This is a genomic window from Scytonema sp. UIC 10036 (assembly GCF_009725235.1).
Window position 1 is genome coordinate 1 of record NZ_WJFC01000075.1, and the last position, 21,481, is coordinate 21,481.

Annotated in this window: 23 protein-coding genes; 15 read left to right on the forward strand and 8 right to left on the reverse strand. The window is 41.4% G+C overall.

Translation table 11 applies throughout. The features are described from left to right. The 3 genes from F7734_RS62290 to F7734_RS29880 form a co-directional block, all read left to right on the forward strand. A partial coding sequence (locus F7734_RS62290) for a hypothetical protein (protein ID WP_207714247.1) occupies positions 1-191 on the forward strand: 191 nt, incomplete at its 5' end. A 257-nt stretch (positions 192-448) separates the two neighbouring features. Next, the gene (locus F7734_RS29875) at positions 449-1,537 is read left to right on the forward strand and encodes a glycosyltransferase family 4 protein (RefSeq protein WP_155748206.1); all 1,089 of its coding nucleotides are present in this window, start codon (positions 449-451) and stop codon (positions 1,535-1,537) included. A 558-nt stretch (positions 1,538-2,095) separates the two neighbouring features. Further along, entirely contained in the window at positions 2,096-3,487 is a 1,392-nt protein-coding gene (locus tag F7734_RS29880) for an endo-1,4-beta-xylanase (RefSeq protein WP_155748207.1), read from the forward strand. Between the two features lie 65 nt (positions 3,488-3,552). On the opposite strand, the gene F7734_RS29885 is transcribed toward F7734_RS29880, so the two are convergent. The 3 genes from F7734_RS29885 to F7734_RS29895 form a co-directional block, all read right to left on the reverse strand. After that, the gene (locus F7734_RS29885; protein ID WP_155748208.1) at positions 3,553-4,065 is read right to left on the reverse strand and encodes a DUF2085 domain-containing protein; all 513 of its coding nucleotides are present in this window, start codon (positions 4,063-4,065) and stop codon (positions 3,553-3,555) included. A gap of 116 nt (positions 4,066-4,181) precedes the next feature. Continuing rightward, positions 4,182-6,293, reverse strand: coding sequence for a TIGR00300 family protein (locus tag F7734_RS29890; RefSeq protein ID WP_155748209.1), 2,112 nt, complete (start codon positions 6,291-6,293; stop codon positions 4,182-4,184). Between the two features lie 663 nt (positions 6,294-6,956). Next, positions 6,957-7,799 carry a TetR/AcrR family transcriptional regulator gene (locus F7734_RS29895; RefSeq protein WP_155748210.1) on the reverse strand — a complete coding sequence of 281 codons (843 nt, stop codon included), beginning with the start codon at positions 7,797-7,799 and terminating at the stop codon, positions 6,957-6,959. 239 nt (positions 7,800-8,038) lie between these two features. Between F7734_RS29895 and F7734_RS29900 the strand changes: the two genes are divergently transcribed. The 4 genes from F7734_RS29900 to F7734_RS29915 all read left to right on the forward strand — a co-directional run bounded on the left by F7734_RS29900 (position 8,039) and on the right by F7734_RS29915 (position 11,463). Beyond that, complete coding sequence (locus F7734_RS29900) at positions 8,039-9,355, forward strand: ABC exporter membrane fusion protein (RefSeq protein WP_155748211.1); 1,317 nt, start codon at positions 8,039-8,041, stop codon at positions 9,353-9,355. After that, entirely contained in the window at positions 9,352-10,527 is a 1,176-nt protein-coding gene (gene devC, locus F7734_RS29905; RefSeq protein ID WP_155748212.1) for an ABC transporter permease DevC, read from the forward strand. The genes F7734_RS29900 and devC overlap by 4 nt, the downstream gene beginning before the upstream one ends. A 99-nt stretch (positions 10,528-10,626) precedes the next feature. After that, positions 10,627-11,316, forward strand: a complete 690-nt coding sequence (locus F7734_RS29910) for a DevA family ABC transporter ATP-binding protein (RefSeq protein ID WP_155748213.1) — start codon at positions 10,627-10,629, stop codon at positions 11,314-11,316. Between the two features lie 36 nt (positions 11,317-11,352). Beyond that, a complete protein-coding gene (locus F7734_RS29915; protein ID WP_155748214.1) occupies positions 11,353-11,463 on the forward strand; it encodes an integrase in 111 nt (36 codons plus the stop codon). Positions 11,464-11,507: 44 nt separating this feature from the next. On the opposite strand, the gene F7734_RS29920 is transcribed toward F7734_RS29915, so the two are convergent. Together F7734_RS29920 and F7734_RS29925 are read right to left on the reverse strand one after the other, a co-directional pair. Beyond that, the gene (locus tag F7734_RS29920; RefSeq protein WP_155748215.1) at positions 11,508-11,900 is read right to left on the reverse strand and encodes a hypothetical protein; all 393 of its coding nucleotides are present in this window, start codon (positions 11,898-11,900) and stop codon (positions 11,508-11,510) included. 130 nt (positions 11,901-12,030) lie between these two features. Next, a complete protein-coding gene (locus F7734_RS29925) occupies positions 12,031-12,255 on the reverse strand; it encodes a hypothetical protein (protein WP_155748216.1) in 225 nt (74 codons plus the stop codon). 256 nt (positions 12,256-12,511) lie between these two features. Between F7734_RS29925 and F7734_RS29930 the strand changes: the two genes are divergently transcribed. From F7734_RS29930 to F7734_RS29950, 5 genes are all read left to right on the forward strand, one after another. Then, entirely contained in the window at positions 12,512-12,904 is a 393-nt protein-coding gene (locus tag F7734_RS29930; RefSeq protein WP_155748217.1) for a hypothetical protein, read from the forward strand. A gap of 57 nt (positions 12,905-12,961) precedes the next feature. Next, positions 12,962-13,390, forward strand: coding sequence for a hypothetical protein (locus tag F7734_RS29935; protein WP_155748218.1), 429 nt, complete (start codon positions 12,962-12,964; stop codon positions 13,388-13,390). A gap of 405 nt (positions 13,391-13,795) precedes the next feature. After that, positions 13,796-14,392 (forward strand): hypothetical protein, encoded by a 597-nt coding sequence (locus tag F7734_RS29940; protein ID WP_347566307.1) that lies wholly within the window; start codon positions 13,796-13,798, stop codon positions 14,390-14,392. Positions 14,393-14,446: 54 nt separating this feature from the next. After that, positions 14,447-15,355, forward strand: a complete 909-nt coding sequence (locus F7734_RS29945) for an ABC transporter ATP-binding protein (protein WP_166482240.1) — start codon at positions 14,447-14,449, stop codon at positions 15,353-15,355. Next, the gene (locus tag F7734_RS29950) at positions 15,339-16,100 is read left to right on the forward strand and encodes an ABC transporter permease (RefSeq protein ID WP_155748219.1); all 762 of its coding nucleotides are present in this window, start codon (positions 15,339-15,341) and stop codon (positions 16,098-16,100) included. Before F7734_RS29945 ends, F7734_RS29950 begins: the two co-directional genes overlap by 17 nt. A gap of 362 nt (positions 16,101-16,462) precedes the next feature. On the opposite strand, the gene F7734_RS29955 is transcribed toward F7734_RS29950, so the two are convergent. Further along, complete coding sequence (locus F7734_RS29955) at positions 16,463-17,491, reverse strand: SGNH/GDSL hydrolase family protein (protein ID WP_155748220.1); 1,029 nt, start codon at positions 17,489-17,491, stop codon at positions 16,463-16,465. 447 nt (positions 17,492-17,938) lie between these two features. Here F7734_RS29955 and rsgA point away from each other — a divergent pair, with 447 nt between their 5' ends. Together rsgA and F7734_RS29965 are read left to right on the forward strand one after the other, a co-directional pair. After that, the gene (rsgA, locus tag F7734_RS29960) at positions 17,939-19,024 is read left to right on the forward strand and encodes a ribosome small subunit-dependent GTPase A (protein ID WP_155748221.1); all 1,086 of its coding nucleotides are present in this window, start codon (positions 17,939-17,941) and stop codon (positions 19,022-19,024) included. A 237-nt stretch (positions 19,025-19,261) separates the two neighbouring features. Further along, a complete protein-coding gene (locus F7734_RS29965) occupies positions 19,262-19,636 on the forward strand; it encodes a DUF4870 domain-containing protein (RefSeq protein WP_155748222.1) in 375 nt (124 codons plus the stop codon). Between the two features lie 98 nt (positions 19,637-19,734). Here the strand turns inward: F7734_RS29965 and F7734_RS29970 are convergent, their stop codons facing one another. After that, positions 19,735-20,046, reverse strand: a complete 312-nt coding sequence (locus F7734_RS29970) for an antibiotic biosynthesis monooxygenase (RefSeq protein WP_155748223.1) — start codon at positions 20,044-20,046, stop codon at positions 19,735-19,737. Between the two features lie 122 nt (positions 20,047-20,168). On the opposite strand from F7734_RS29970, the gene F7734_RS29975 reads away from it, so the two are divergent. Beyond that, the gene (locus F7734_RS29975; RefSeq protein ID WP_155748224.1) at positions 20,169-20,561 is read left to right on the forward strand and encodes a hypothetical protein; all 393 of its coding nucleotides are present in this window, start codon (positions 20,169-20,171) and stop codon (positions 20,559-20,561) included. Positions 20,562-20,566: 5 nt separating this feature from the next. Here the strand turns inward: F7734_RS29975 and F7734_RS29980 are convergent, their stop codons facing one another. Continuing rightward, the gene (locus F7734_RS29980; protein WP_155748225.1) at positions 20,567-21,442 is read right to left on the reverse strand and encodes a class I SAM-dependent methyltransferase; all 876 of its coding nucleotides are present in this window, start codon (positions 21,440-21,442) and stop codon (positions 20,567-20,569) included. Positions 21,443-21,481 lie beyond the last annotated feature (39 nt).

The following is a 21,481-nucleotide window of genomic DNA, read 5'->3' on the forward strand; positions in this document are numbered from 1 at the left end:
GTTGGGTTGAGGAACGAAACCCAACATTTATCAGCATTTGTTGGGTAACGCTTGTGCTCAACCCAACCTACAATTTCCTTATCCGAGCAGTATTGCAACCCAACCTACTATTTCCCAAAACCTACGTAGTATTGCAGCCCTACCTACATGTTTACACATCAAACAGGATTGCTACAGAAGATAAGTGTTAGCAATGAAAATTTACTTAGCCCTATATTTATTTTTTTTGAGAGAATTTGTAGCATTTCCTACATAATAACTTTATAGAAAATACAAAAGATTGACAAAGAATAGTGATATTTCGTACATATAGGTTTGATATTATTGTGATAATCATACAAATTACAAGCTAAAAACATTTTCTCTCATTAAGGCAATGTTTTTTGTTTGTTAGGTAAATTAAAATGTCTTGCGAAAACTTAATAATAAATTGTAAAAGGAGGAAAATTTGAATTACCACATAGCTTTAAGCCCTCCGTGTGATATGGAAGGCATGGTACGCAATGCCCAACAAGGAATCACTCCCTCTCACGCTATCTGGGAACTCAGTCAGCTTTTGGGCGCAAAAGTTCATCAACCAGGAGAAGGACAAGTCTTACCTATAGATAGAGTACTTGCGAAGATTATAGGTAGTCCAGAACACTGGGCTTTAGCACGTAAATTGTCTTTTGAGTGTCATGAAAATGATGTCATTTATTGCACTTGTGAAAATATAGGCATTCCTTTGGCAACCATCTGTGGGCTGAAAAAGAAGCGACCCAAATTTATTGTCTATTTCCATAACATAAATCGACCACGCGGTCATCTAGCATTGAAGTTATTTCAAATAGCAAATAAAATTGATTTATTTGTCTCTACGGTTCCTTCACAAATTGCTTTTCTGAGTCAATATTTGCAATTGCCCAACAATCAAATTTACCAATTGAAAGCACAACCAACAGACATATCTTTTTTTACCCCAGGACCTACCTCACATGAAAAGAACCGCCCGATTATAGGAAGTGGAGGTTTAGAAAAACGAGACTATCGAACTCTTGCAGATGCTACCAAAGATTTAGATGTTGATGTGAAAATTTGTGCTTTCTCAAAGAATGCGAAAAAATTAAAGCGCTCGTTCCCAGAAACTATTCCAAACAATATGTCATTCCGCTTTTACGCTTGGGCAGAATTATTACAATTATACCGTGATTCTGACATAGTTGTCGTCTCTTTGGTTGAGAATACCCAAGAAGCCGGACTGAGTACTTTGTTTGAAGCAATGGCTTGTCGAAGACCGGTTGTGGTTACACGCCTACCAGGAATAATTAGCAAACTGATTGATGAAGGTGTTGTTACTGGTGTTAGTCCCTATGACTCTCATGAAATGAAACAAGCAATACAGAATCTTTTGGACGATCGGCACAAAGCGCAAATGCAGGCTCAGAGAGGTTATGAACTAGTACAAAAGCAGTACAATCAAGGCAAATATGTTGAATATTTAGCCATGGAAATTACCTCTAGATATGGCAGCCCAGTTAAAAAAATGAGCTTTGTTTAGTCCGCTTTGACAAACAATTGTTTTCTCACTTAAGTCCACTAAGAAAGTAAGAAAACTAAGAATGACTTCCAAACTGCCAGCTATAATACCCAAACACATAGAGGAGTCACCCGAAAAGTGCGTCTTTATGCGCTTTGAGAGGAGTGGCTTTGGGCAGTGCCCACCATTCGCTATTGGTGGGCACTGCTTACCCTACAAAGAGCGGTGATTTTAGAGCGGTTCCTAAGTCATTTAAAAAGTAGGATGAGTGAAATTTGTGTTGATTATTCTAAATTTTTTAGAAAAAAGTATATTTTTACTAAAATAAATAAAAAAAATAATAATAAAAATCTCAATGATAGGCTGTATAACAATTATGAAAAAATCTTATACTCGGTGGATTGTTATAATTTAAAAAGCGGTTCTATCAAATATTTTTTGCAGTTATTTAATTTTCAATATCATCAGAAATGCTAGATAAAATTTGAGCTATTATGATATGCTGACAGTGATTGCTAATTGAGATGAAGCTCTGTTTAAAGCAAAAGTATTTGTGTAAAAATCAAGAAGTTAGAAACAATGAATATTCCCAATTTTAAAAGGCAGCAATGCCAACTCGGAAAGCAAACAACTATTACATTGCTCGCTGCTTTGTTCGGGTTTCTTACAACATTTTGTCTTCACAATGCACTGACGTTAGCGGGGGAAACAAATCTCCTAAATCGACAGGCAAAAGGTGAGCATTTAATAGCACAAATTTCCTCTGACACTGCTTGGCGTCAGACAGCAGCCCAAAATATTGAAAAATACCGTAAAGGTGATTTGACAGTTGTAGTCACTGATGCTAATGGTAATCCCATCCCTAATGCAGATGTACGTGTTGCCATGAAGCGCCATGCCTACAGCTTTGGAAGTGCAATTGACGATGTATTGCTATTGAGCTCAAACAACCCTGATGGCGAGCGCTATCGAGACAACGTCTTACGCTTATTTAATGAAGCAGTGAGTGAAAATGGTCTTAAATGGGATAGTTGGGAGAACTTGCAATTACGTCCGCAAGTTCTAGAAGCTCTTAACTGGCTAAAAAATAGAAACTTGAAAGTGAGGGGACACAGTCTTATTTGGCCTAGTTGGCGTAGTTCGCCACCCGAGTTGGAAACACGTTACAACAATACACTAGCGCTACAAGGAAAAGCAGCCGCAGATGACTTTTTACGGACTCGTACTATTTCCCACATCACCGAACAAGTGAGTTATTTGAGAGGTCAACTTCACGATTGGGATGTTGTCAATGAGCCTTGTGACAATACGGATTTTCAGACAATTTTAGGTCAATCCATTCTCGTCGATTGGTATAAGACTGCCGATCGGGCAGATCCAAATGCTGTTCTCTATGTTAACCAGAACTTATACGAGAGCGACCTCAAGGCAGATGAGTATGAAAGTGTAATTCAGTACCTACTTAATAACGGAGCGCCTCTTGAAGGAATTGGTATAGAAGGTCATCTCATCGATAACATCCCTATTTCAATACCAAAATTTATCAGTACCCTCGATCGCTTTGCTAAATTTAACCTTCCCATTAAAATTACCGAGTTTGATGCGATAACAGGTGACAAACAATTGCAAGCCGAGGTAATGCGTGACGTTATGACAGCTGTTTTCAGCCATCCAGCAACAGTAGGCTTTTTGATGTGGGGTTTTTGGGACAGCAAACATTGGCTTAACAATGCACCAATTTACGATCCAAACTGGAACTTAAAGCCTAGCGGACAGGTTTACCTAGACTTAGTTTTCAATCAGTGGTGGACTAACACACTAGGTAAAACAGATGCCAATGGGGAATACAAAGTCAGGGGATTCCTTGGAGACTACGAAGTCACAGCAAGCAAAAACTTTACCAGTCAAACAGTGTCCACAACACTTTCACGTGATGGCAGAAGATTAACAATCAGCGGCATCGCGTCCTAGTACTCCGACATTCTCTCGTTCCCAGTCTCTGGCTGGGAACGAAGTGAGTTCGCCAACAGCATCCTTCAAGAAGTCGGGGATCTGTATCCTCCATGCAAAATCGGCATAGTCAATAAACCCCATGCCAAACCCGTCATAAACCCAAAAGGAGTCACAACATAATTGTGAAAACTCCACAAACCCAAAACCTGAGCCGCCAATTCCAACGGATAAGCCATCATCAAAACAATAGCAACCGCAACACCACTCCAACCATACTGACTCAACCAGTAAAAACCCTTACCACCCGTTACCCCATACAGCAAACGAGTCACGAGCAAACCCGTTACAGTTCCGTAACAACGCATACAAACCGCCATAATGTGAGGTGACGCTAAAACCACCCCCATATCAGGCTGGGGACACACATGACGTCCCATAAAATAAATAATATCCGCAATAACAGGTAACAAAGGTAACCCAGACGCCGCGAGAAAAGGAGCAACCAGAGGTCCAACCACCATCCCAGATAGTAAGAAATCCGCAATAAAACTAACCCAACGAATTTGCCACCTCTTCTTAACTAAAACTCCTTCCATATCTCTTCCTTTCTTACCTTAGCGTTCTATGCCTCCTGCGTCGGCACGCTTCGCGAGCGCGTCTTAGCGGTTCATTCATAAAAAGTTAAGTGGTGGGCTGAAGCCCACCCTACTACTTAACTTACCTTAACAGTATAAGGACTCGTCAACTTATCCAATTGCTGTACCAACAGACTCAGGAACAATCCCACATCCGTCACCACACCAACAGACTCTATCGAACCGCGATCGCTCAACTTCGTCACCACCGCCGGATTAATATCCACACAAACCATCTTCACCCCAGCAGGAGTCATATTCCCCACGCCAATAGAATGCAGCATCGATGACAGCATTAAAATCATATCCGCACCTTTGAGCAACCTAGCGTACTCAGTTTGCGCCTTAATCAAATCCATTTCCGTATCCGGCAAAGGACCATCATCCCGAATCGAGCCAGCTAGACAGAACGGTACACCATTGCGTACACATTCATACATCACGCCAGTGTTGATGACACCAGCCTCAACCGCCTTAGCAATACTACCATGGCGGCGGATCGTGTTGATCGCCTTCAAGTGATGCCGATGTCCTCCACGTACAGCAACACCCCGCTTCATATCCACACCCAGAGAAGTCCCCATCATCGCTTGCTCAATGTCATGAACTGCGATCGCATTTCCACCAAGCAATGCCTGAATGTATCCTTCCCTAATCAAATGCGACAGGTGTTCGCCACCACCCGTATGAATCACTACAGGTCCAGCCGTTACAGCAACTTTACCACCAGCATCGCGGATTTTACGTAATTCCCAAGCCACCTGCTCAACAACCAGTTCCACCCGCCGTTCGCTAGAAACTCCAGCCGACATAAAGCTAAACTCTTGAGTATTCCGTTGTTCCCGCGATTCCGTTTTACGGATAGTACGGATACCTTGCACGTCAACAACAACCCGTTCCCCTACTTCCAAATCTCGTAAGATTTTACACTGCGCCAACAAGCCATTGGGAGTTTGAGAAATTGCGATCGCCCCATCCATGCGCTGATTGTGTACCTTCACCCAATCGCCATCAATCCGCACCTCAGTCGGATAAATTGTGGTGACATAAAAATCATCAGGTGCAACGCCCGGTAGCGTCACAGGTTCGAGCTTAGCATCCCGCTCATCCTGAGGTAAATCTACTGCCCCCAGATCGATCAGAAGAGAAAGGATAGTTTCCATCACCTCATGAGAAGGCGCTGAAACTCGCACCTCCGCAGCCGAAGTACTTTGGCGTTGTTCTCCCAACGAAAAATTCAGGACTTGGAAACTACCACCATTATCTACAATTAAATCCAAAGCACGATTAATCAAACCAGAATCCAGCAAATGCCCTTCAATACGGAAGATGCGACTTTCTACCAACACATTGGCATGAACTTCTTCCCGCACTGGTTCGGTCACCCTTAGCGTCAAGCACTTAGCTGCACCACCTGCTTTCAAGAACTCAGACAGTGGAGTTTCAATGACTTGAAACCCGACTTGTGCCAGACGTGCTTTCAAAGCATCCGAAGCTTTATTCATAACAACAATGTGGTCAACATTCACCGCATTGCAAGAGAAGTTAACCGCATCCGCTTCTGAAATAGCTATGCGCTTATCTCTGTGAACCCGCATTTCTATCAAACGATTGGAGTAAGAATCAAAAGCGGGAGGATAGTATAACAGATAGCCATTACTTAAAGGACAGAAGCAAGTATCGAGATGGTAAAAGCGATCGTCAGTCAAGCGCAAAGACAGCACCTCAATATCCAGCCATTTTGCCAGGTAGGGGTGAGAATCTAACTCTGTCCGGAAACCATATCCAGCCCACAGCCAGCGTCCTTCCCGATCCAGGAGTGCGTCTCCAGCACCCTCAAAAGGTAAATCTTTCGGCAGTTCGTAAACATTATACCCATTATCTTCAAACCATTGCTTGAAGTAAGGTTCCTCCCCCTGACGCTCTTTGTGTAAAAAACGACTTAGGACAACGTTCTTCCCCAGTAACAAGCCAGCATTAGCTGTAAACACCATATCAGGCCAACCTTTCTGAGGTGGCACCAAGTCCACAATTGCATATTCTTTAAGGATATGGTGTAGTTTTTCCCACTGTTCTACAGCACGTTCTTGAGATGACTTGTGGATGTTCCCTTCCATCCAAGGATTAATAACATAGTCCACATCATAGTGGTCGGGGGAGCACATCAAAAAGCGAATCCGGGAATCCATAAAAGTTTAGAGTTGGGGTTAGATGCGAGACCTTTGCCCTTAACAGAGATTTGATTGAGCCTTATTTTGTAGAATTTACTACATTTTGTAGCAAGTTCTACTGATTAAGTTAATAAAGGCACAAAGGTCATGCTATATTCTATCCCTAGTGTGCAAAGTATCAAAACAAGAGATAATAAAGTGGCTTTTATCCTCAGCCCCGATCCTTGGAGGAAAAGGGAGTTGGACTCAAAGCTTTGGAATTCTGCTCAACATCCTTCATGAATTTGGCAATACCACTTGCTTGATTTGTTTCTCCTCTGTATATTCGCTTAGAGTTTACCATTCCCAGTATTGTTAATTTTTGCTAAGCCCTTCTTATCAGACCCCCACCTCGTTCCCAGCCTGAGGCTGGGAATTACTTACTAGAGGCTCCGCCGAGCGTGTTGACAATCGCACAAGTCAGCATCAACCATGTATATACAGTTAAAGGGGTAGGGAACTTGATTTTCCATTTCCCCCCTTGATAAGGGGGGATTAAGGGGGGTAATTCGATCGCATTTGTTTCAAAGATTTAAGGAATTGGTAGTAAGGTACGGATTTACATTTACGTATTCCATGCAACCGAGAAGTACTGTAATCACGCTCCATCCATGTATATACAAATAATCGCGTAGACCATTTCTACAACACATCCTCATTACGAGCAATAATTTCAATAATTTCACTACGAGTCAGTTGATTTTTAGCTGCGATCGCAGCCAAGTTTTCCCAAGCTGTATCTGTTAGTCGGATAGATCTCAGACGTTTGGGTTCGGAATAATCTCGCTCAAATTTACCCGAATCCTTACGATTGCGCCTCTGAGCCTTCTGTCTCGTTCTGGAAAATCGATCCGACGATAAAGGCTTTGCAGTTTGTTTGGAAGTTAACAAGTCAACCAAATTGTCAATCAGGCGATCGCGTTCCATAGGTAGAATGTCTCTGCCATGGCATATTTCCTGAATCAGAATGAAATGAACCAATGTCCCCAAAAAAATGCGTGCAGATGCTTCTGGATCGGGTAGATTGAGATGACTGCAAGCCAAGAATTTACTGAGATCGTCTAAAGCTGGTTTTTCCATGTTACGAACAAAAGCTCGTGCTAATTCTGGAAAGCGTCCCGACTCACCCACCACTAAACGGATTAATCCCAAAACCCGTTCATCTTTTGTAGCACTTTCCAGTACTGAAACTGCTAGTTGACGAAGGAGATCCGACGCTTCACCCTCTGCTGAGAGAGCTTTTTGAGGATTAAATGCAGCCTGATACTGCTTGATTATCAATTGCTGTATGAGGGCAGTAAATAATCCCTCCTTATCCTGAAAATAACTATAAACAGTTGCTTTAGATACACCTGCTGCTGCTGTTACCCGATCCATGGTTGTAGCAGCATATCCATGTGTTAAGAACTCTTGTATTGCACCTGAGAGAATAGCTTCGACCTTCTCTTCTGAAAGCTTGCGCTCTGGATTGTTGTCAAGTGTCATTTGTCAAGTGTCATTTGTCATTTGTCATTAGCAATTAGCAATTAGCCATTAGCCATTAGCAATTAGCAATTAGCCATTTGTTATCTAGGAGATACGGGGTTTTTATATCCTACAGCTTTCCAATAATTATATTTTATGCATGGGAGATTCTCTTGACATTTATATACTGTACAGTCTAGTTTATAAAAAAAACAACTAAACTGTTTAGTTTAGTTAATGTCATAAGAGGCAAGTCACTTATGGTGAGCGATGCAACAAATACAACATCTAAAAGTTCTGTATCCTTTAGACAGAAGCGCCGCCCAGTGTTCGTCTTAGGAATTGCCACAACTCTCGTTATTGGTGGAGCGACAATCTACCAACTTCAGCAGTTTCAAGCCCAAGAATCTAGTAAGCCCCAAATACCTCAAGCGATCGCACCTAAAGTCACAAAGGTTGCTGCTTTGGGAAGGCTAGAACCACAGGGAGAAGTCATCAAAGTTTCAGCACCCACATCCTCGCAAGAAAATCGAGTTGAGCAACTCTTGGTAAAAGAGGGACAACAAGTCAAAGCAGGAGAAGCGATCGCCATTCTTGACAGCAAAGAGCGACTTCAAGCCAGCTTAATTAGGGCACAAGAACAAGTCAAAATCAAGCAAGCAAACCTTATTAAAGTTCAAGCGGGTGCAAAACAGGGTGAAATTGATGCACAAAAAGCACAGATTGACAGACTCAAAGCGCAGTGGGAAGGTGACAAAATAGCTCAAGAAGAAACCATCGCCAGAATCAAAGCGCAATGGGAAGGAGATAAAACAGCACAAAAAGCAACCATTAGAAAACTAGAAGCAGAACTTAACAATGCTCGATCTGAATACAACCGCTATCAACAGCTCTCGATAGAAGGTGCAATTTCCAAGTCTTCTTTTGACAGCAAACGCCTGAGCTTAGATACAGCAACACAGCAACTCAACGAAGCCAAAGCAGTTCTAGAGCGCATCAATAGTACGAGTCGCAGACAACTGAGCGAAGCCCAAGCTGTTCTTTCCCGCATCAATACCACGAGTAGCCGACAAATTAGTGAAGCTCAAGCCACACTGCAAAAGATAGCCGAAGTTCGTCCAGTTGATATCAACGTGGCAAAAGCAGAAGTCAACGATGCCATAGCAGAAGTGAATCAAGCTAAGAAAAATTTAGAACAAGCCTACGTGCGATCGCCACAAAACGGTCAAGTTTTAGATATACACACACGTGCAGGTGAAATCGTATCGGAAGACGGAATTGTTGAAATTGGACAAACAAGCCAAATGTATGTTGTTGTAGAAGTGTATCAAAGTGATATTAACAAAGTCCGTCAAGGGCAGCAAGTGAGAGTTGTGAGTGATTCTTTACCAGAAGAATTGCTTGGAAAAGTTGATTCAATAGGGTTACAAGTACGGCGTCAAAGCGTCGTTAACACCGATCCCAGTAGCAATATTGATGCCAGAGTTGTGGAAGTCCATGTACGACTCAATAATGCTTCCAGCAAAAAAGCTGCTAAGTTAACCAATTTACAAGTCAAGGCGGTGATTGAGATTTGATCGGATTCATCCAACAATTACAACGACGAACCCCTCTAGGATGGCTACAACTGAGCCGCGAAAAAAGCCGTCTGCTGGTAGCATTATCAGGTATTGCCTTTGCTGATGTTCTTATGTTCATGCAGCTGGGTTTTCAAAGTGCTTTGTATGACAGTAATACACGCCTCAACCGAGTTTTGGATGCAGATATTGTTTTAATCAGCCCAAAAGCTCGTAATATGCAAAACTTGTCTACATTTTCCCGGCGGCGATTGTACCAAGCATCTTCTGTTTCAGGAGTGAAAGCCGCAGAAGCAATGTACGTTAACGTCATTACTTGGAAAAATCCTCAAACTCGCAGCGAAACATCAATTCAGGTTATGGGTATCAATCCCGACCATTCGGCTTTTAAGCTACCAGAAGTCAACCAACAGTTAGATAAGATAAAGCTGACAGATAATTTTTTATTCGATCGCGATACCAAAGGAGAGTATAAAGAAGCCATTGCCAAAATTGAACAAGGTAAAACGGTAACAACTGAAATAGAAAATCGCACCATTACACTTGCTGGCTTATTCAAAATAGGAAGTTCCTTTGGGGCTGATGGGAACCTCATTACCAGCGATCAAAACTTTTTACGATTATTTCCCAGACGAGAAGCAGTAAGTATTAGTCTAGGGTTAATTTATATTGAATCAGGCTACAATCCAAAACAGGTAGCAGAAGCATTACAAAATTACCTACCAGATGATGTCAAAGCCTTAACCCACGAAGAATTTATTCAATTCGAGCAAAACTTTTGGCAAACAGAAAGCCCCATTGGCTTCATCTTTGGATTGGGAGTATCAATGGGGTTTATAGTCGGCATTATTATTGTGTATCAAGTCCTTTCCACAGATGTAAATGCCCATATTAAAGAATACGCTACCTTCAAAGCAATGGGATATCAAAATCTCTACTTACTAGGAGTCATCTTTGAAGAAGTCATTATTCTAGCATTTCTAGGCTTTATCCCAGGAGCCATAGTACCCCTTGGTCTTTACTCTCTAACCAGAAATGCCACTAACTTACCCATATACATGACCCTAACACGAGCTGTATTAGTCCTCATCCTAACCATAATTATGTGTCTCATATCAGGAGCGATCGCCACTCGAAAACTGCAATCAGCCGATCCAGCAGATATGTTTTAGCTAATAGCTAATGGCTAATGGCTAATGGCTAATGGCTAACAACTAACAACTAACCACTAACCACTAACAACTAACAACTAACCACTAACAACTAACATTATGAAACCAGTCATCTCCATTAAAAATCTCAACCATTATTTTGGTCACGGTCAACTCCGCAAACAAGTCTTATTCGACATTAACTTAGAAATCAACCCAGGTGAAATTGTGATTATGACAGGTCCCTCAGGATCTGGAAAAACAACTCTTTTGACACTTGTAGGAGGACTGCGTTCCGCTCAAGTTGGCAGTATGCGTGTTTTAGAACGAGAATTATGCGGTGCAAGTGCGAGAGAACTGACATTAGCAAGGCGCAACAATGGTTATATCTTTCAAGCCCACAATCTCCACGGTAGCCTCACAGCATTGCAGAACGTCAAAATGGGTTTGGAACTGCATGAAAATGTAACTTCCGAACAAATGACCAGTCGTGCGATCGCGATGCTAGAACAAGTAGGATTGGGTCAGCGAATCAATTACTATCCCGATGACCTTTCAGGAGGGCAAAAACAAAGAGTCGCCATAGCACGCGCCCTAGTAGCAGAACCTAAAATTGTGCTAGCTGACGAACCAACCGCAGCACTAGATAAAAAATCCGGTCGCGACGTTGTAGAACTCATGCAACATCTTGCCAAAGAAAAGAATTGTACCATTTTGTTAGTCACCCATGACAATCGCATTCTTGATATAGCCGATCGCATTGTTTACATGGAAGATGGTCGGTTAGCGGTTAAGCAGGAAGCAAAATAATTAGATATGGGAATCCTGTTTTTGGACTTTGGACAAATGAGACACATTCAAGAGATTAGCGGTCACACGGATGTGAGCGTGTTGCAACGATATCTAGAAGTTACTGACGAGCAGAAAAAAGCAGCCGTGTCCGCAATCAAATTTTGATATTTTTACAGTTCAAAAGTACTATAGAAATTATGAGTTAACTTTCATACCAATCCATCAAAACTATTACTATTTCTATTTTGCATTTCTTTAATAGTCTGTTTAATCTCATCTAAAATTACCTGTTGCTGCTCTCGTTCTTGCCGTGCAATTTCAGCGAATTTTCGGGCTTCTTCAGCGAATTTTCGGGCTTCTTCAGCGAATTCTCGTGCTTTCTCTTTTTCTTGCCGCACTTCTTCACTAAGCTGCCTATACTTTTCCTCTGACTGACGATCTTTTTCTGCTGATTGTCGTTGCTCTTCTTGAAATTGCCTAACTTTTTCAGCAGATTGCCTAACTTCTTCAGAAGATTGTCTGACTTCTTCTGAAATTTCTTGTTGCTCCTTATCAGCACTCTCAGTATTAGGCAGATGTTTGTTCGATAAATTTTCAGTCATATCAGGTCAACTTTTCATTCTTCAATCAAGGATATCGCACAATCCCAATCCCAACTTCTGGGGATAGCGATCGCTACTGGACGAATTGAGGCTTGGCTTCAACAGAAATGGAAATCAGCTATAGTAGATTTTACGAGTTTGGGTAATAGACAATATTTCCATAATCACCCACAGCTATAACTTCATCATTTTCACTCCAATTGTTATTTATTTTGACATAATCAAATTTTTCTTTCAATTCTTCTTGAGAGTAAGATTCTAAACTCTTAGCCCAAGGCATCCCAAAATTAAATGGAAGTGGAATAGTTGACTCCACTTTTTTAGTAGTATTTATAAACTTGTAATACTGTCCCATATGTTACCTACCACTGCTCCCTAAAAATGATATCCACTGTATTAGAGTATCGCCTAGCTTGGAAGACGTTTATTTTTTTATGCAACAGTATTTTACGTCTGATGAGGGCAATCTGAGTGTCAAGACAGCGATCGTACAGTAGGTGTTAGCACTCAGGAGTTGTACAATACGCCAATGTTTCCCCTAACTCACCTGTTAGTTCAGCAAGCCGCTTCTTTGTATGCGGATCTCTTTAAGTTGGTGATTGTCTTTTTAGGTGGTGAAATGGTTTGGCACGATCAAACGCCCTGATAGAAAGTATGAAGTGAAGCTGACTGTGTTAGCGGAGAAACTGCGTTTTGATGAAAAAGGGCATATGCATACGATCGCAATGGATGAAAAGATTGATATTGGTGTCTTGGGAAAGAACGGTGAGATTCTCTATCGGCAAAAACACAGATTAAAGACTGGGGAAAATACTATAACAGTTTTGGTAGATACAGAGCCTAAAATAGTTGGTGTCGATCCGTTGAATATGTTAGTCAACCGGGTTCCAGACAGCAATATGATTTCAGTTATAGCCTTTCTCAGTCTAATGAGGTACACCCCCCTTTCATCCCCCCTTACTAAGGGGGGACAGAGGGGGGTATTTTGTACCTCACCAAGTTGAAATTTGCTGTAAGTAAGTTCTCATTTTTCTAGATTTGATACTTATTAGGTGATACCAATGAAACTAAAGATTCTTTCAACTGCTGCATCCTTTTTCATAATGGGTTTAGTGACAACTTCTGCTCTTAAAGCACAAACACCCCCAGCCAGGACATATACCCCTGGTGACTGGCAACCTGTGGCACGAGTTGCTAGCCCCAAAGCCCCTGTGGAACTCCAATTAGTCAATAAAACAGGATTAATGTTGGAATATGGTTTAACAGACCTAGGTTTTAATGGGAAGTTACCTCCTGGAAGCAACACTGTACGTAAAGGTGTTATTCTTCCTGATTTCCTCTTAATTAATGCGATGGAACCACTGGTAAGATTAAACTATGACGTTACAGTGAATGGCAATGTCGTAACTGTGGCAATTCGACAAGCAGGATCGGGTGCGGGAGATACAACAATCAACTTGCAGCAAACAGGCGGGATTTACGTTTACTAAATATTAGTTATAGGGATGAGAGATTGGGGATTTTTAGTTGTTAGTTCTTGCAACTACAACACCCTAATATGTCATCCCTTAGGTAGAAGGAACTATGCTTATCACACCTTAATAGGAAATGTTCACCCAATTTACCTAATTCCAGGTCTCATCGATCTTACTTACGCAATTCTATTTAGTTGGTTTCTCTATTCGTATCAAAGAGCGATCGCAGGTTCTGAAGTAGTCATTTAATTTTTTTAAATTCATTCGGCAAAGTTGTGCTATAGCTTTCTTCACTGTAAATCTACGGAGATAGATAGTTAATAATAATGTATTGACTTCGGATGGAAGACAACTTTTAAAACCAAGTGTTATGCTTTGGGTTATCCATCATTAACCCCACCCGTTGGTTAGTTTAAGACAGTGTCTAGCCCAAAGTTAGTAAAAATTCCGCAACACTTGGCAGAGGAACAAATGCAACAAGAGCGAATGCATGATGTTCTTCTGTTGCTCAATCATTTAGCTAAAAATGAGGAAGCCACCGTAAAGCTTATATTGGATGCTCTGTACGATGTGGTTTCAGTGAACTTAATTAACAAAAAGCTTCGGAATCGCTCTCTCAACTCCGTAGCAAAATCAGTTGCGAGAATGTCCAAACCAGTCTTTAAAATCTTTGCACTGCGTTGGTTTCAAAAAAATTGTCCCCAATTGATTGCTGAGTGGCTGTACTTACAAGCAACTTTCACAGTTGTACAACCGCAACCTGTTCCTACACCCATAGTTCCAGAAGCCCAACTAGATTCCTTACCAAAAATAGACAATACTAGTCAAGACGAGATTAAGCGTCTCCGTTCAGAGGTAAGATGTCTGGCTGGTATATCATTAGGGGCATTTTTTGCTCTTGGTACCACTGTCATGTGGAGTAACCCTCAAGTGAGGACAATCTATTCTCAATCCACTTCTTCCCTCGGTATGTGCCTTCCAACAGATGTCAAGAGCTTTGATAGTCCCGCAAGATAATCAAAAACCAGTAGAACGCGGTTACTCTTAAGACAGAAAAGTCTTGGAGTCAATGTGATTATCTACGACATTCAAAATATAGTTAAAACTTATCCCAGTCAAACCCAACCTGCTAACAAGAACATCTCCCTCCAAATTCTTGAAGCGGAAATTTTTGGGATTTTGGGCGATAATGGCGCTGGTAAAAGTACTTTGGTGCGCCAGATGGTAAATTTACTGGCAAGCGATTCTGGCTCGATTTCTCTACTGGGAAAAAATATTGTTGAGGCTCCCTATTTAGTTCAAATGAATGTAGGTTATATGCCTCAAGAAAGCGGTGCTCTGAATAATTTAACTGTAGGGGAAGCTTTATACTTTACCTCTCATCTTCGAGGATTAAGTCGCGCTAACGCACAAAAAGAATGCAATCATTTGCTGGATTTTTGGCAAATTCGAGAACTACGGCATAAACCAAGTTCGCGTCTGTCTGGCGGGCAAAAGCGACTGTTGCGCTTAGCAGTCGCAATGGCAGGTTTGCCACCTGTACTTATTCTAGATGAACCAACGAACGATCTCGATCCCCAACGTCGCAAACTTGTTTGGGATAATCTACGTCAAATTAATCAGGAACAAGGTACGACGATTATTTTGATTACTCATGACGCGATCGAAGCAGAAAAAGCGATTCAAAGAGTTGGGATTATGCGTGCAGGAGAATTGGTAGCAGTAGGGCGTCCCAGCGAACTCAAGCAACAAGTGGATCGGATGTTGCGTTTGGAATTATTTTTTTCACCGGACTCTCCGCCAGAGTTGCCACCTAGTTTAACTCACATTCCACTAGAACCAGGACATTGGCAGGTGTTATTGGATTGGAGCCAAGTTACTTCAACTCTTAATAGCCTTAATTTAGATAAGATAGACGACTTTCGACTTTACTCAGCAACTCTAGAAGATTTATACCTGCACTATGCCACCAAAGCGTAATCCCTCTCTATTTGTACAAATTTTGGACTTATTTCTAATGGAACTGACCAACTGGCGTTGGTCTTGGCCAACAATAATTCTTAATAGTACAGTCACTCCCATACTCGGAATTGTTGCTCTTGGTAGCTTTGCCCAAGGTACGGGACAGGAAGCACAGGTATATATTTTGATAGGTAATCTCGTTATGTCCCTCATGTTCGGTAATTTGGGCAATGTATCGTCTCGATTTACCTACATGAGATTTGCAGGAACTTTGGACTATTATGCAACATTACCCATTCGCCGCGAAGCTCTGATTTTAGCAACTGTTGTGTCGTTCTTCCTGCTATCGCTACCATCATTGTTAGTAAGTCTTGGATTTGGTGTTTTTTACCTTCAACTTCCTCTGAAATTCAACCCACTCGTTCTGCTTGTGATTCCCCTGTGCGTGTTACCTTTGTCAGGTGTTGGTGCAATTATAGGAACATATGTTCGCACTCCAGAAGAAAGCGGTTCTTTGAGTTTGCTGTTCACAATGGTTATGTTATTTATTGGCCCCGTGCTAATTCCAGCAAGTCGTTTACCAGAGATTGTGCTGCTTTTAGGACATTTAAGCCCTGCAACCTATGCTGCTGATGCTTTGAGGCAAACTCTTCTTCCAACCGATATAACTCAAAAATTGCTTATAGATATAGTTGTTTTGCTAGGCTTTTCGCTCTTCACCTTTTACTTGGTAGGACGAAAGGTAAATTGGCGACAGCAGTAGATTATACCCACCCTACAGTACCATTTAACTTTAATTGCGACATATTGAAATTCTGTAAAGATTAGCTATGCTAGTCTCTACATTATCGATTTGTATCATCATTTTCGTAAACTGGTATAACAGAATTATTAAAAATAATATGGCTCACTTTAATACTTTAGTCATAATTCCTTCCTGCCAGAATATTACCTATGGATTTATGCTCGGAAATGCTAAGCCTTGCCAAGGTGACTCATCAAGTTTTGATTCAAGCAGTAGCAATTCCTCGTGTTTTTTCTCTATGCTCTCTGCGTCTGGATCGGTTAAATAAATTACTTTTAAACCGCAGAGGCGCAGAGTACGCAGAGGTAAGAATGAGATTTCTAGAGATTGGACTTAGTGCGAGTCACGGCAAGTTGTTTTCGTTTATACTTAAACATTGCTGCACCCAAAGCACCAAATGTTAACATACCGAATGTTGTTGAAGGTTCGGGTACGGACTTACCTCTAATTGCGGCTAATGCTGTTTCTGCTACCAACTTGTGAGCGTTTGTAGTAGGATGAACTTCATCAAAGAACAGAAAGTCGTTTGGATTATTACAGGTTTTCAAAACTTGATTTGTTACAATGTTATACACTACGCAAGAGGTGGTAACATCTTTGAAACCAAATTCCTCTGGATTAGCGATCGCCCTGTTAAATAATGAATTAATATCGACAGGGATGATATTAACGCCTGGAATATTATTGCTTAATTGAGCTACAGATGTTGCTAATGCCTGATTATGAGCGTTTGTTGCAGCTGTTAAAATAGGGGAATTTCCAGATCTTAATGCAATTGGAGTTCTGCCTAAATCGGGCAAATTAAATACCAAAATATTTTTGGCCCCAGCTTGGGCAAGTAACCCTACTGAATTTGATATATTCTCGACTGTTTCAACAACATCGGGATTTTGACCGAACAGGTAATCGTTTCCACCTCCCCACACAGCATAGAGTCCATTCGCATCTACCTTTTGGTTAGTGGCTAAAAACCCGCTAACTTGAGCTAGCACTCCTGGTGCGCCAGGAATAAAAGCATTGTCTTGACCGGACTTAGACCCCCCAAAAGCAAAGTTGATACCTTGGGTTGGAACCGTACTACCAAGATTGGCAAATAAAGTGGGCGTTAATCCTACAGCGTCTCCAAAGTAGTCTACCCAAATCTTATCGTTGGAAAAACGTCCTTGAAAGTAAGGCGGGCTTGGAGGAATCACACCTGTGGGTGAGCCTTGCTGAGTGAAAGTAAATACATTACCAGTATCTGACAGGCTATCACCAAATACGTTAAATTGGCTAAAGGCCGCAGAAGCTTTTAGTGGTAGACTCAAAGAGAAGAGGACAAATCCTGCTGTTAAGATTTCTTTTTTCATGCCTACTTTGTTCTTTGTATTTTTTATGACTTTTTAAACTGAGTAACCGGGGATAGCACTGGTTTAGCCCAAATCCTTACTGCTCTATAAAAAACTAACCTTTTCAACAGAGGAAATAAGTAATTGTATTTATCAGTATGCAGAGTACTTATCTGAGAAAGTATCACAGACAGTCACTGTTAGTATATATCTTCACTAGTTTTTTAAAGTTAACAGGATTGAACATGTCCGGAATTCACACGAGTGAGCTTGTTGATAACATTATTAGCTCTATAGGGAGGACAAACGATGACTGTATTTGTAGCCGTCAAGGTCACTTTGGGTTTTTCAAAACATCCGACACAAGGCACAGAGATTATCGTTCAGTCCTCAATAAGGCAGGAATGAAACTCGCAATTCCTCTGTGAACCTTGTGCAAAAAAATTAGCACGCACCGAGGAAATACAAATGAATTTGAATTGTTTGGGCTGGAGCGATTTTTTTGCTTCTAGCTTTGAACCATTACGCCAACAAGGATTTACTGTTGGTAGGGTTGCTATTGAGCATAGAAATACCTATGTCCTTTATAGCGATCGCGGAGAACTTTCAGCAGAAGTTACAGGTAAACTGAGATACCAAGCTACTGAATCAACAGATTTTCCTGCTGTAGGGGATTGGGTTGTTGTTCGTGTGAGGGATTCTGAAAGGCGAGCAACTATCCAGGCAATTTTGCCCAGAAAAAGTAAATTTTCCCGCAAGACTGTAGGCGCTAAAACGGAAGAACAAATTGTTGCTACCAATGTTGACACGGTGTTTTTAGTCTCAGGATTGGATGGAGACTTTAACCCCAGAAGAATCGAGCGTTACCTGATGACAGCTTGGGATAGCGGGGCAAATCCTGTTATTGTTCTTAATAAAGCAGACTTGTGCGTTCACGAAGTGGCTCCTCCGGAGCATCGCGTGGAACAGTGTGTGGCTGAAGTGGAAGCAATCGCACTGGGTGTACCCATTGTAGTTTTAAGTGCGAGCACTTCTCAAGGATTGGATGGCTTAAAACCCTACCTCCAACCCGGACAAACAGTGGCTTTATTGGGGTCATCTGGTGTTGGCAAATCCACCATTACCAATCAATTGATAGGAAAAGACATTCAAACTGTTCAAGCGGTCAGAAAAGGAGACGATCGAGGAAAGCACACCACTACCCATCGAGAGTTAATTTTACTGCCAACAGGTGGTTTGATTGTAGATACACCAGGTATGCGGGAACTCCAAGTTTGGTCTGGGGACGAGGGGTTGCAGGAAACATTTGCAGATATTGAAATGTTTGTCCAACAGTGTCGTTTCCGAAATTGTCAGCACGATCGCGAACCAGGTTGTGCAGTGCAACAAGCATTGGATGAAGGAACGCTCGACTATCGAAGGTTCTTGAACTATCAAAAGTTGCAAAAAGAACTGAATTATCTGGAAAGAAAGCAAGACCAAAGGTTGAATTTATTGGAGAAAGAACGATGGAAGAAGATTCATAAAGAAATCCGAAATTACAAAAAGCGTTGATCGGAAAGAGGGCTACCCCACCCTAACCCTCCCCTTGGAAAGGGGAGGGAACTGGAAATTGAATTTCCCCCCTTATAAAGGAGAAATTCAATTTCCCCCCTTTATAAGGGGGGATTAAGGGGGGTAAATAGACTTGTGTGTACACCTAGATTTTTTTCAGTACGGTAATCTGTAATGCGAAAGCTGCCAATTCCCCATTAAAATTGAAACTATAAAGAGAATAAAGGAGCTTTCTGGATGCAAGTTACATACAATTCTGATAAGCGCAAATTGCTATCATCTCTGTCTCATGGTGCAATATTCTTCAGCACGGCGTTGTTTTCGATTGGGGTTCCAATTGTGATTAACTTGCTGTCGGATGACCCAGTTGTTAAAAGTAACGCGAAAGAATCCATTAATTTTCACTTTAATGTTTGGTTCTGGGCAACTCTCATTGGAGTTCCCCTAGGAATTTTATCTTGGCTTACCTTTGGGCTGGGTGGAATTTTGTTCTTTCCAGTTGTTGCGTTTGGCTTTCTACTACACTGGGGACTGACAATTTGGGCATTGTTACATTGTTTTAGCAACCCCGATGAACCCTTCCGTTATCCGTTTATTTTTCGGTTGTTTTAATTTTAATAAAAGGTAGACTTGAGAAGGAATTCAGACTAAAAAGCACGGGTTCCTTCTTTGTTCTCATCACTGCTTTTATTCTTGTAAATCGGTCATATTCAAGTTTTATAGATTTTGTTACTGACTACCATCTCATAGTGTTCCACCGTTGGAAATGGCTCATAAAAATGGTGTAACAATTGACGCCATTGTTCATACTCTGACGATTTGCGAAAACCGACTGTATGATCTTCTAATTTTTCCCAACGCACTAGTAAAATGTACCTATTTTCAACTTCCAAGCATCGTTGTAGCTCGTGACTAATATAGCCATTCATTGAAGAAATAATTGATGAAGCTAGCTTGAAAGCTTTCTCAAATTCTGGCGATTGTCCGGGTTTTACCTGGAGAATGGCAACTTCTAAAATCATATAGCACTCCTATTTAATTTTTGAAATGTACAAAGATTTACTTTGTTATCAGTAGATAGATAGAAAATATTGTCAACAATTAGGTACATAATAGTAGATGCAGACTATATAGGAGAGATTCTATGATTTCTGGAAATAAGGCATTCCAACAACTCCTTATAACTGGTGTAGCAGTCTTGGTTTCTTTAACACCTCAACTAGCGTGGGCGCAAAGCGATCCTAATTCCTATGGCTCGCAAGGAACTGGTAATTTTCTCAGCTATCCTGCTGGAACTCGCCTAGCTCCTAATGGTAGAATTACTACACCAACTAATGGTACACTTTATCCATCCAATATAATTGATAACGGTAATGGTACAAAAACTTTCTATTACCGTAACGGAACTCGTGTCATTCTTAGGAAAGATAAGATGAAACCAGGTGGAGTGTATCTCAGTCCAAATAGCACGAATGGAGGATTGCGAACAACACCCAATCAAATACTTCCCCCATCAAGAGGGCTAGGAAATCAGTAAATGCTTCAATTAGCAATATCAAGAGTCAGGGCAAAGACAGACTGAGTGGCAAGCATTTTCTCAACCACTTCTGCATCAACACCTAAAATTTTCAAGGAGCTTAACTCGTTTATTGCATTCATCATACTATACTCCACCACGCGGAAGCCTTGTTCGCAGGCGAATTCTCGCGCTTGGTCAGGAGTGGTAAAATTATTATCTACTAAAGATCTGCCTGTAAAGTTGGTTCCTGTTTGTATGAGCTTCTGTAAATCTGGGTCTTTTTGTAACGACAAGGAAAGGCTAGCTGTGTCAATGAAATCAGGGGTAATCCAGACTCCACCGTAAGCCCGAAGCATTTCTCGGACGTTGGCGCACACTCGTTGTTTTTCTGGAAGTGTAAGGTGTGTCAGAAGCCCCTCACACAAAACCGTGACTGGTTGTCCTGATTTCAAATGCACGGTACTTTTAAAAAAATCGCTGGGACTGCTGGTAGCATCAATTTCTACAAAGTGCAGATTGGGGCGTTCTCCAATAAGTTGCTGAACCAGTTGCTGCTTGCAGCGAATCATTGCAGGCAAATCGGTTTCAACAAAAGTGATGTTAGGGTCACAAGATAAGTTTATACCACGCGGTAGCAACCCAGATGCAAGTTCCAGAACTTGTGTTATTTGATATTGAGCCATGACTTGGTTAATGGCTTTGTAGCGAGCTTCCACACGTGCAGTTAGCAAAACGCTCTTGTCTTGGTGTTTCGGTAAAGATAGCTCTACGAATCTTTGCGCTTCTACCAATTGTGCCAACTCTCGAGCATGGGGAATATCTGTAAACTGTCTGGCTAAACTTACCATGAAAGCCGTGAGGCTAATTTTGTCGAAGTCATTAGCTTGCTGTGTGCTCATGAGTTTTTCTTGGTTCAGCTTTTCTAATTTGGTTTTGCT

What these genes read in the sequence shown, in the direction of transcription:
- F7734_RS29880 (WP_155748207.1), top strand. Translation starts at nt 2,096, where the DNA reads ATGAATATTCCCAATTTTAAAAGGCAGCAATGCCAACTCGGAAAGCAA.
- F7734_RS29885 (WP_155748208.1), bottom strand. Translation starts at nt 4,065, where the DNA reads ATGGAAGGAGTTTTAGTTAAGAAGAGGTGGCAAATTCGTTGGGTTAGT.
- F7734_RS29890 (WP_155748209.1), bottom strand. Translation starts at nt 6,293, where the DNA reads ATGGATTCCCGGATTCGCTTTTTGATGTGCTCCCCCGACCACTATGAT.
- F7734_RS29895 (WP_155748210.1), bottom strand. Translation starts at nt 7,799, where the DNA reads ATGACACTTGACAACAATCCAGAGCGCAAGCTTTCAGAAGAGAAGGTC.
- F7734_RS29900 (WP_155748211.1), top strand. Translation starts at nt 8,039, where the DNA reads ATGGTGAGCGATGCAACAAATACAACATCTAAAAGTTCTGTATCCTTT.
- F7734_RS29910 (WP_155748213.1), top strand. Translation starts at nt 10,627, where the DNA reads ATGAAACCAGTCATCTCCATTAAAAATCTCAACCATTATTTTGGTCAC.
- F7734_RS29915 (WP_155748214.1), top strand. Translation starts at nt 11,353, where the DNA reads ATGAGACACATTCAAGAGATTAGCGGTCACACGGATGTGAGCGTGTTG.
- F7734_RS29920 (WP_155748215.1), bottom strand. Translation starts at nt 11,900, where the DNA reads ATGACTGAAAATTTATCGAACAAACATCTGCCTAATACTGAGAGTGCT.
- F7734_RS29925 (WP_155748216.1), bottom strand. Translation starts at nt 12,255, where the DNA reads ATGGGACAGTATTACAAGTTTATAAATACTACTAAAAAAGTGGAGTCA.
- F7734_RS29935 (WP_155748218.1), top strand. Translation starts at nt 12,962, where the DNA reads ATGAAACTAAAGATTCTTTCAACTGCTGCATCCTTTTTCATAATGGGT.
- F7734_RS29950 (WP_155748219.1), top strand. Translation starts at nt 15,339, where the DNA reads ATGCCACCAAAGCGTAATCCCTCTCTATTTGTACAAATTTTGGACTTA.
- F7734_RS29955 (WP_155748220.1), bottom strand. Translation starts at nt 17,491, where the DNA reads ATGAAAAAAGAAATCTTAACAGCAGGATTTGTCCTCTTCTCTTTGAGT.
- rsgA (WP_155748221.1), top strand. Translation starts at nt 17,939, where the DNA reads ATGAATTTGAATTGTTTGGGCTGGAGCGATTTTTTTGCTTCTAGCTTT.
- F7734_RS29965 (WP_155748222.1), top strand. Translation starts at nt 19,262, where the DNA reads ATGCAAGTTACATACAATTCTGATAAGCGCAAATTGCTATCATCTCTG.
- F7734_RS29970 (WP_155748223.1), bottom strand. Translation starts at nt 20,046, where the DNA reads ATGATTTTAGAAGTTGCCATTCTCCAGGTAAAACCCGGACAATCGCCA.
- F7734_RS29975 (WP_155748224.1), top strand. Translation starts at nt 20,169, where the DNA reads ATGATTTCTGGAAATAAGGCATTCCAACAACTCCTTATAACTGGTGTA.
- F7734_RS29980 (WP_155748225.1), bottom strand. Translation starts at nt 21,442, where the DNA reads ATGAGCACACAGCAAGCTAATGACTTCGACAAAATTAGCCTCACGGCT.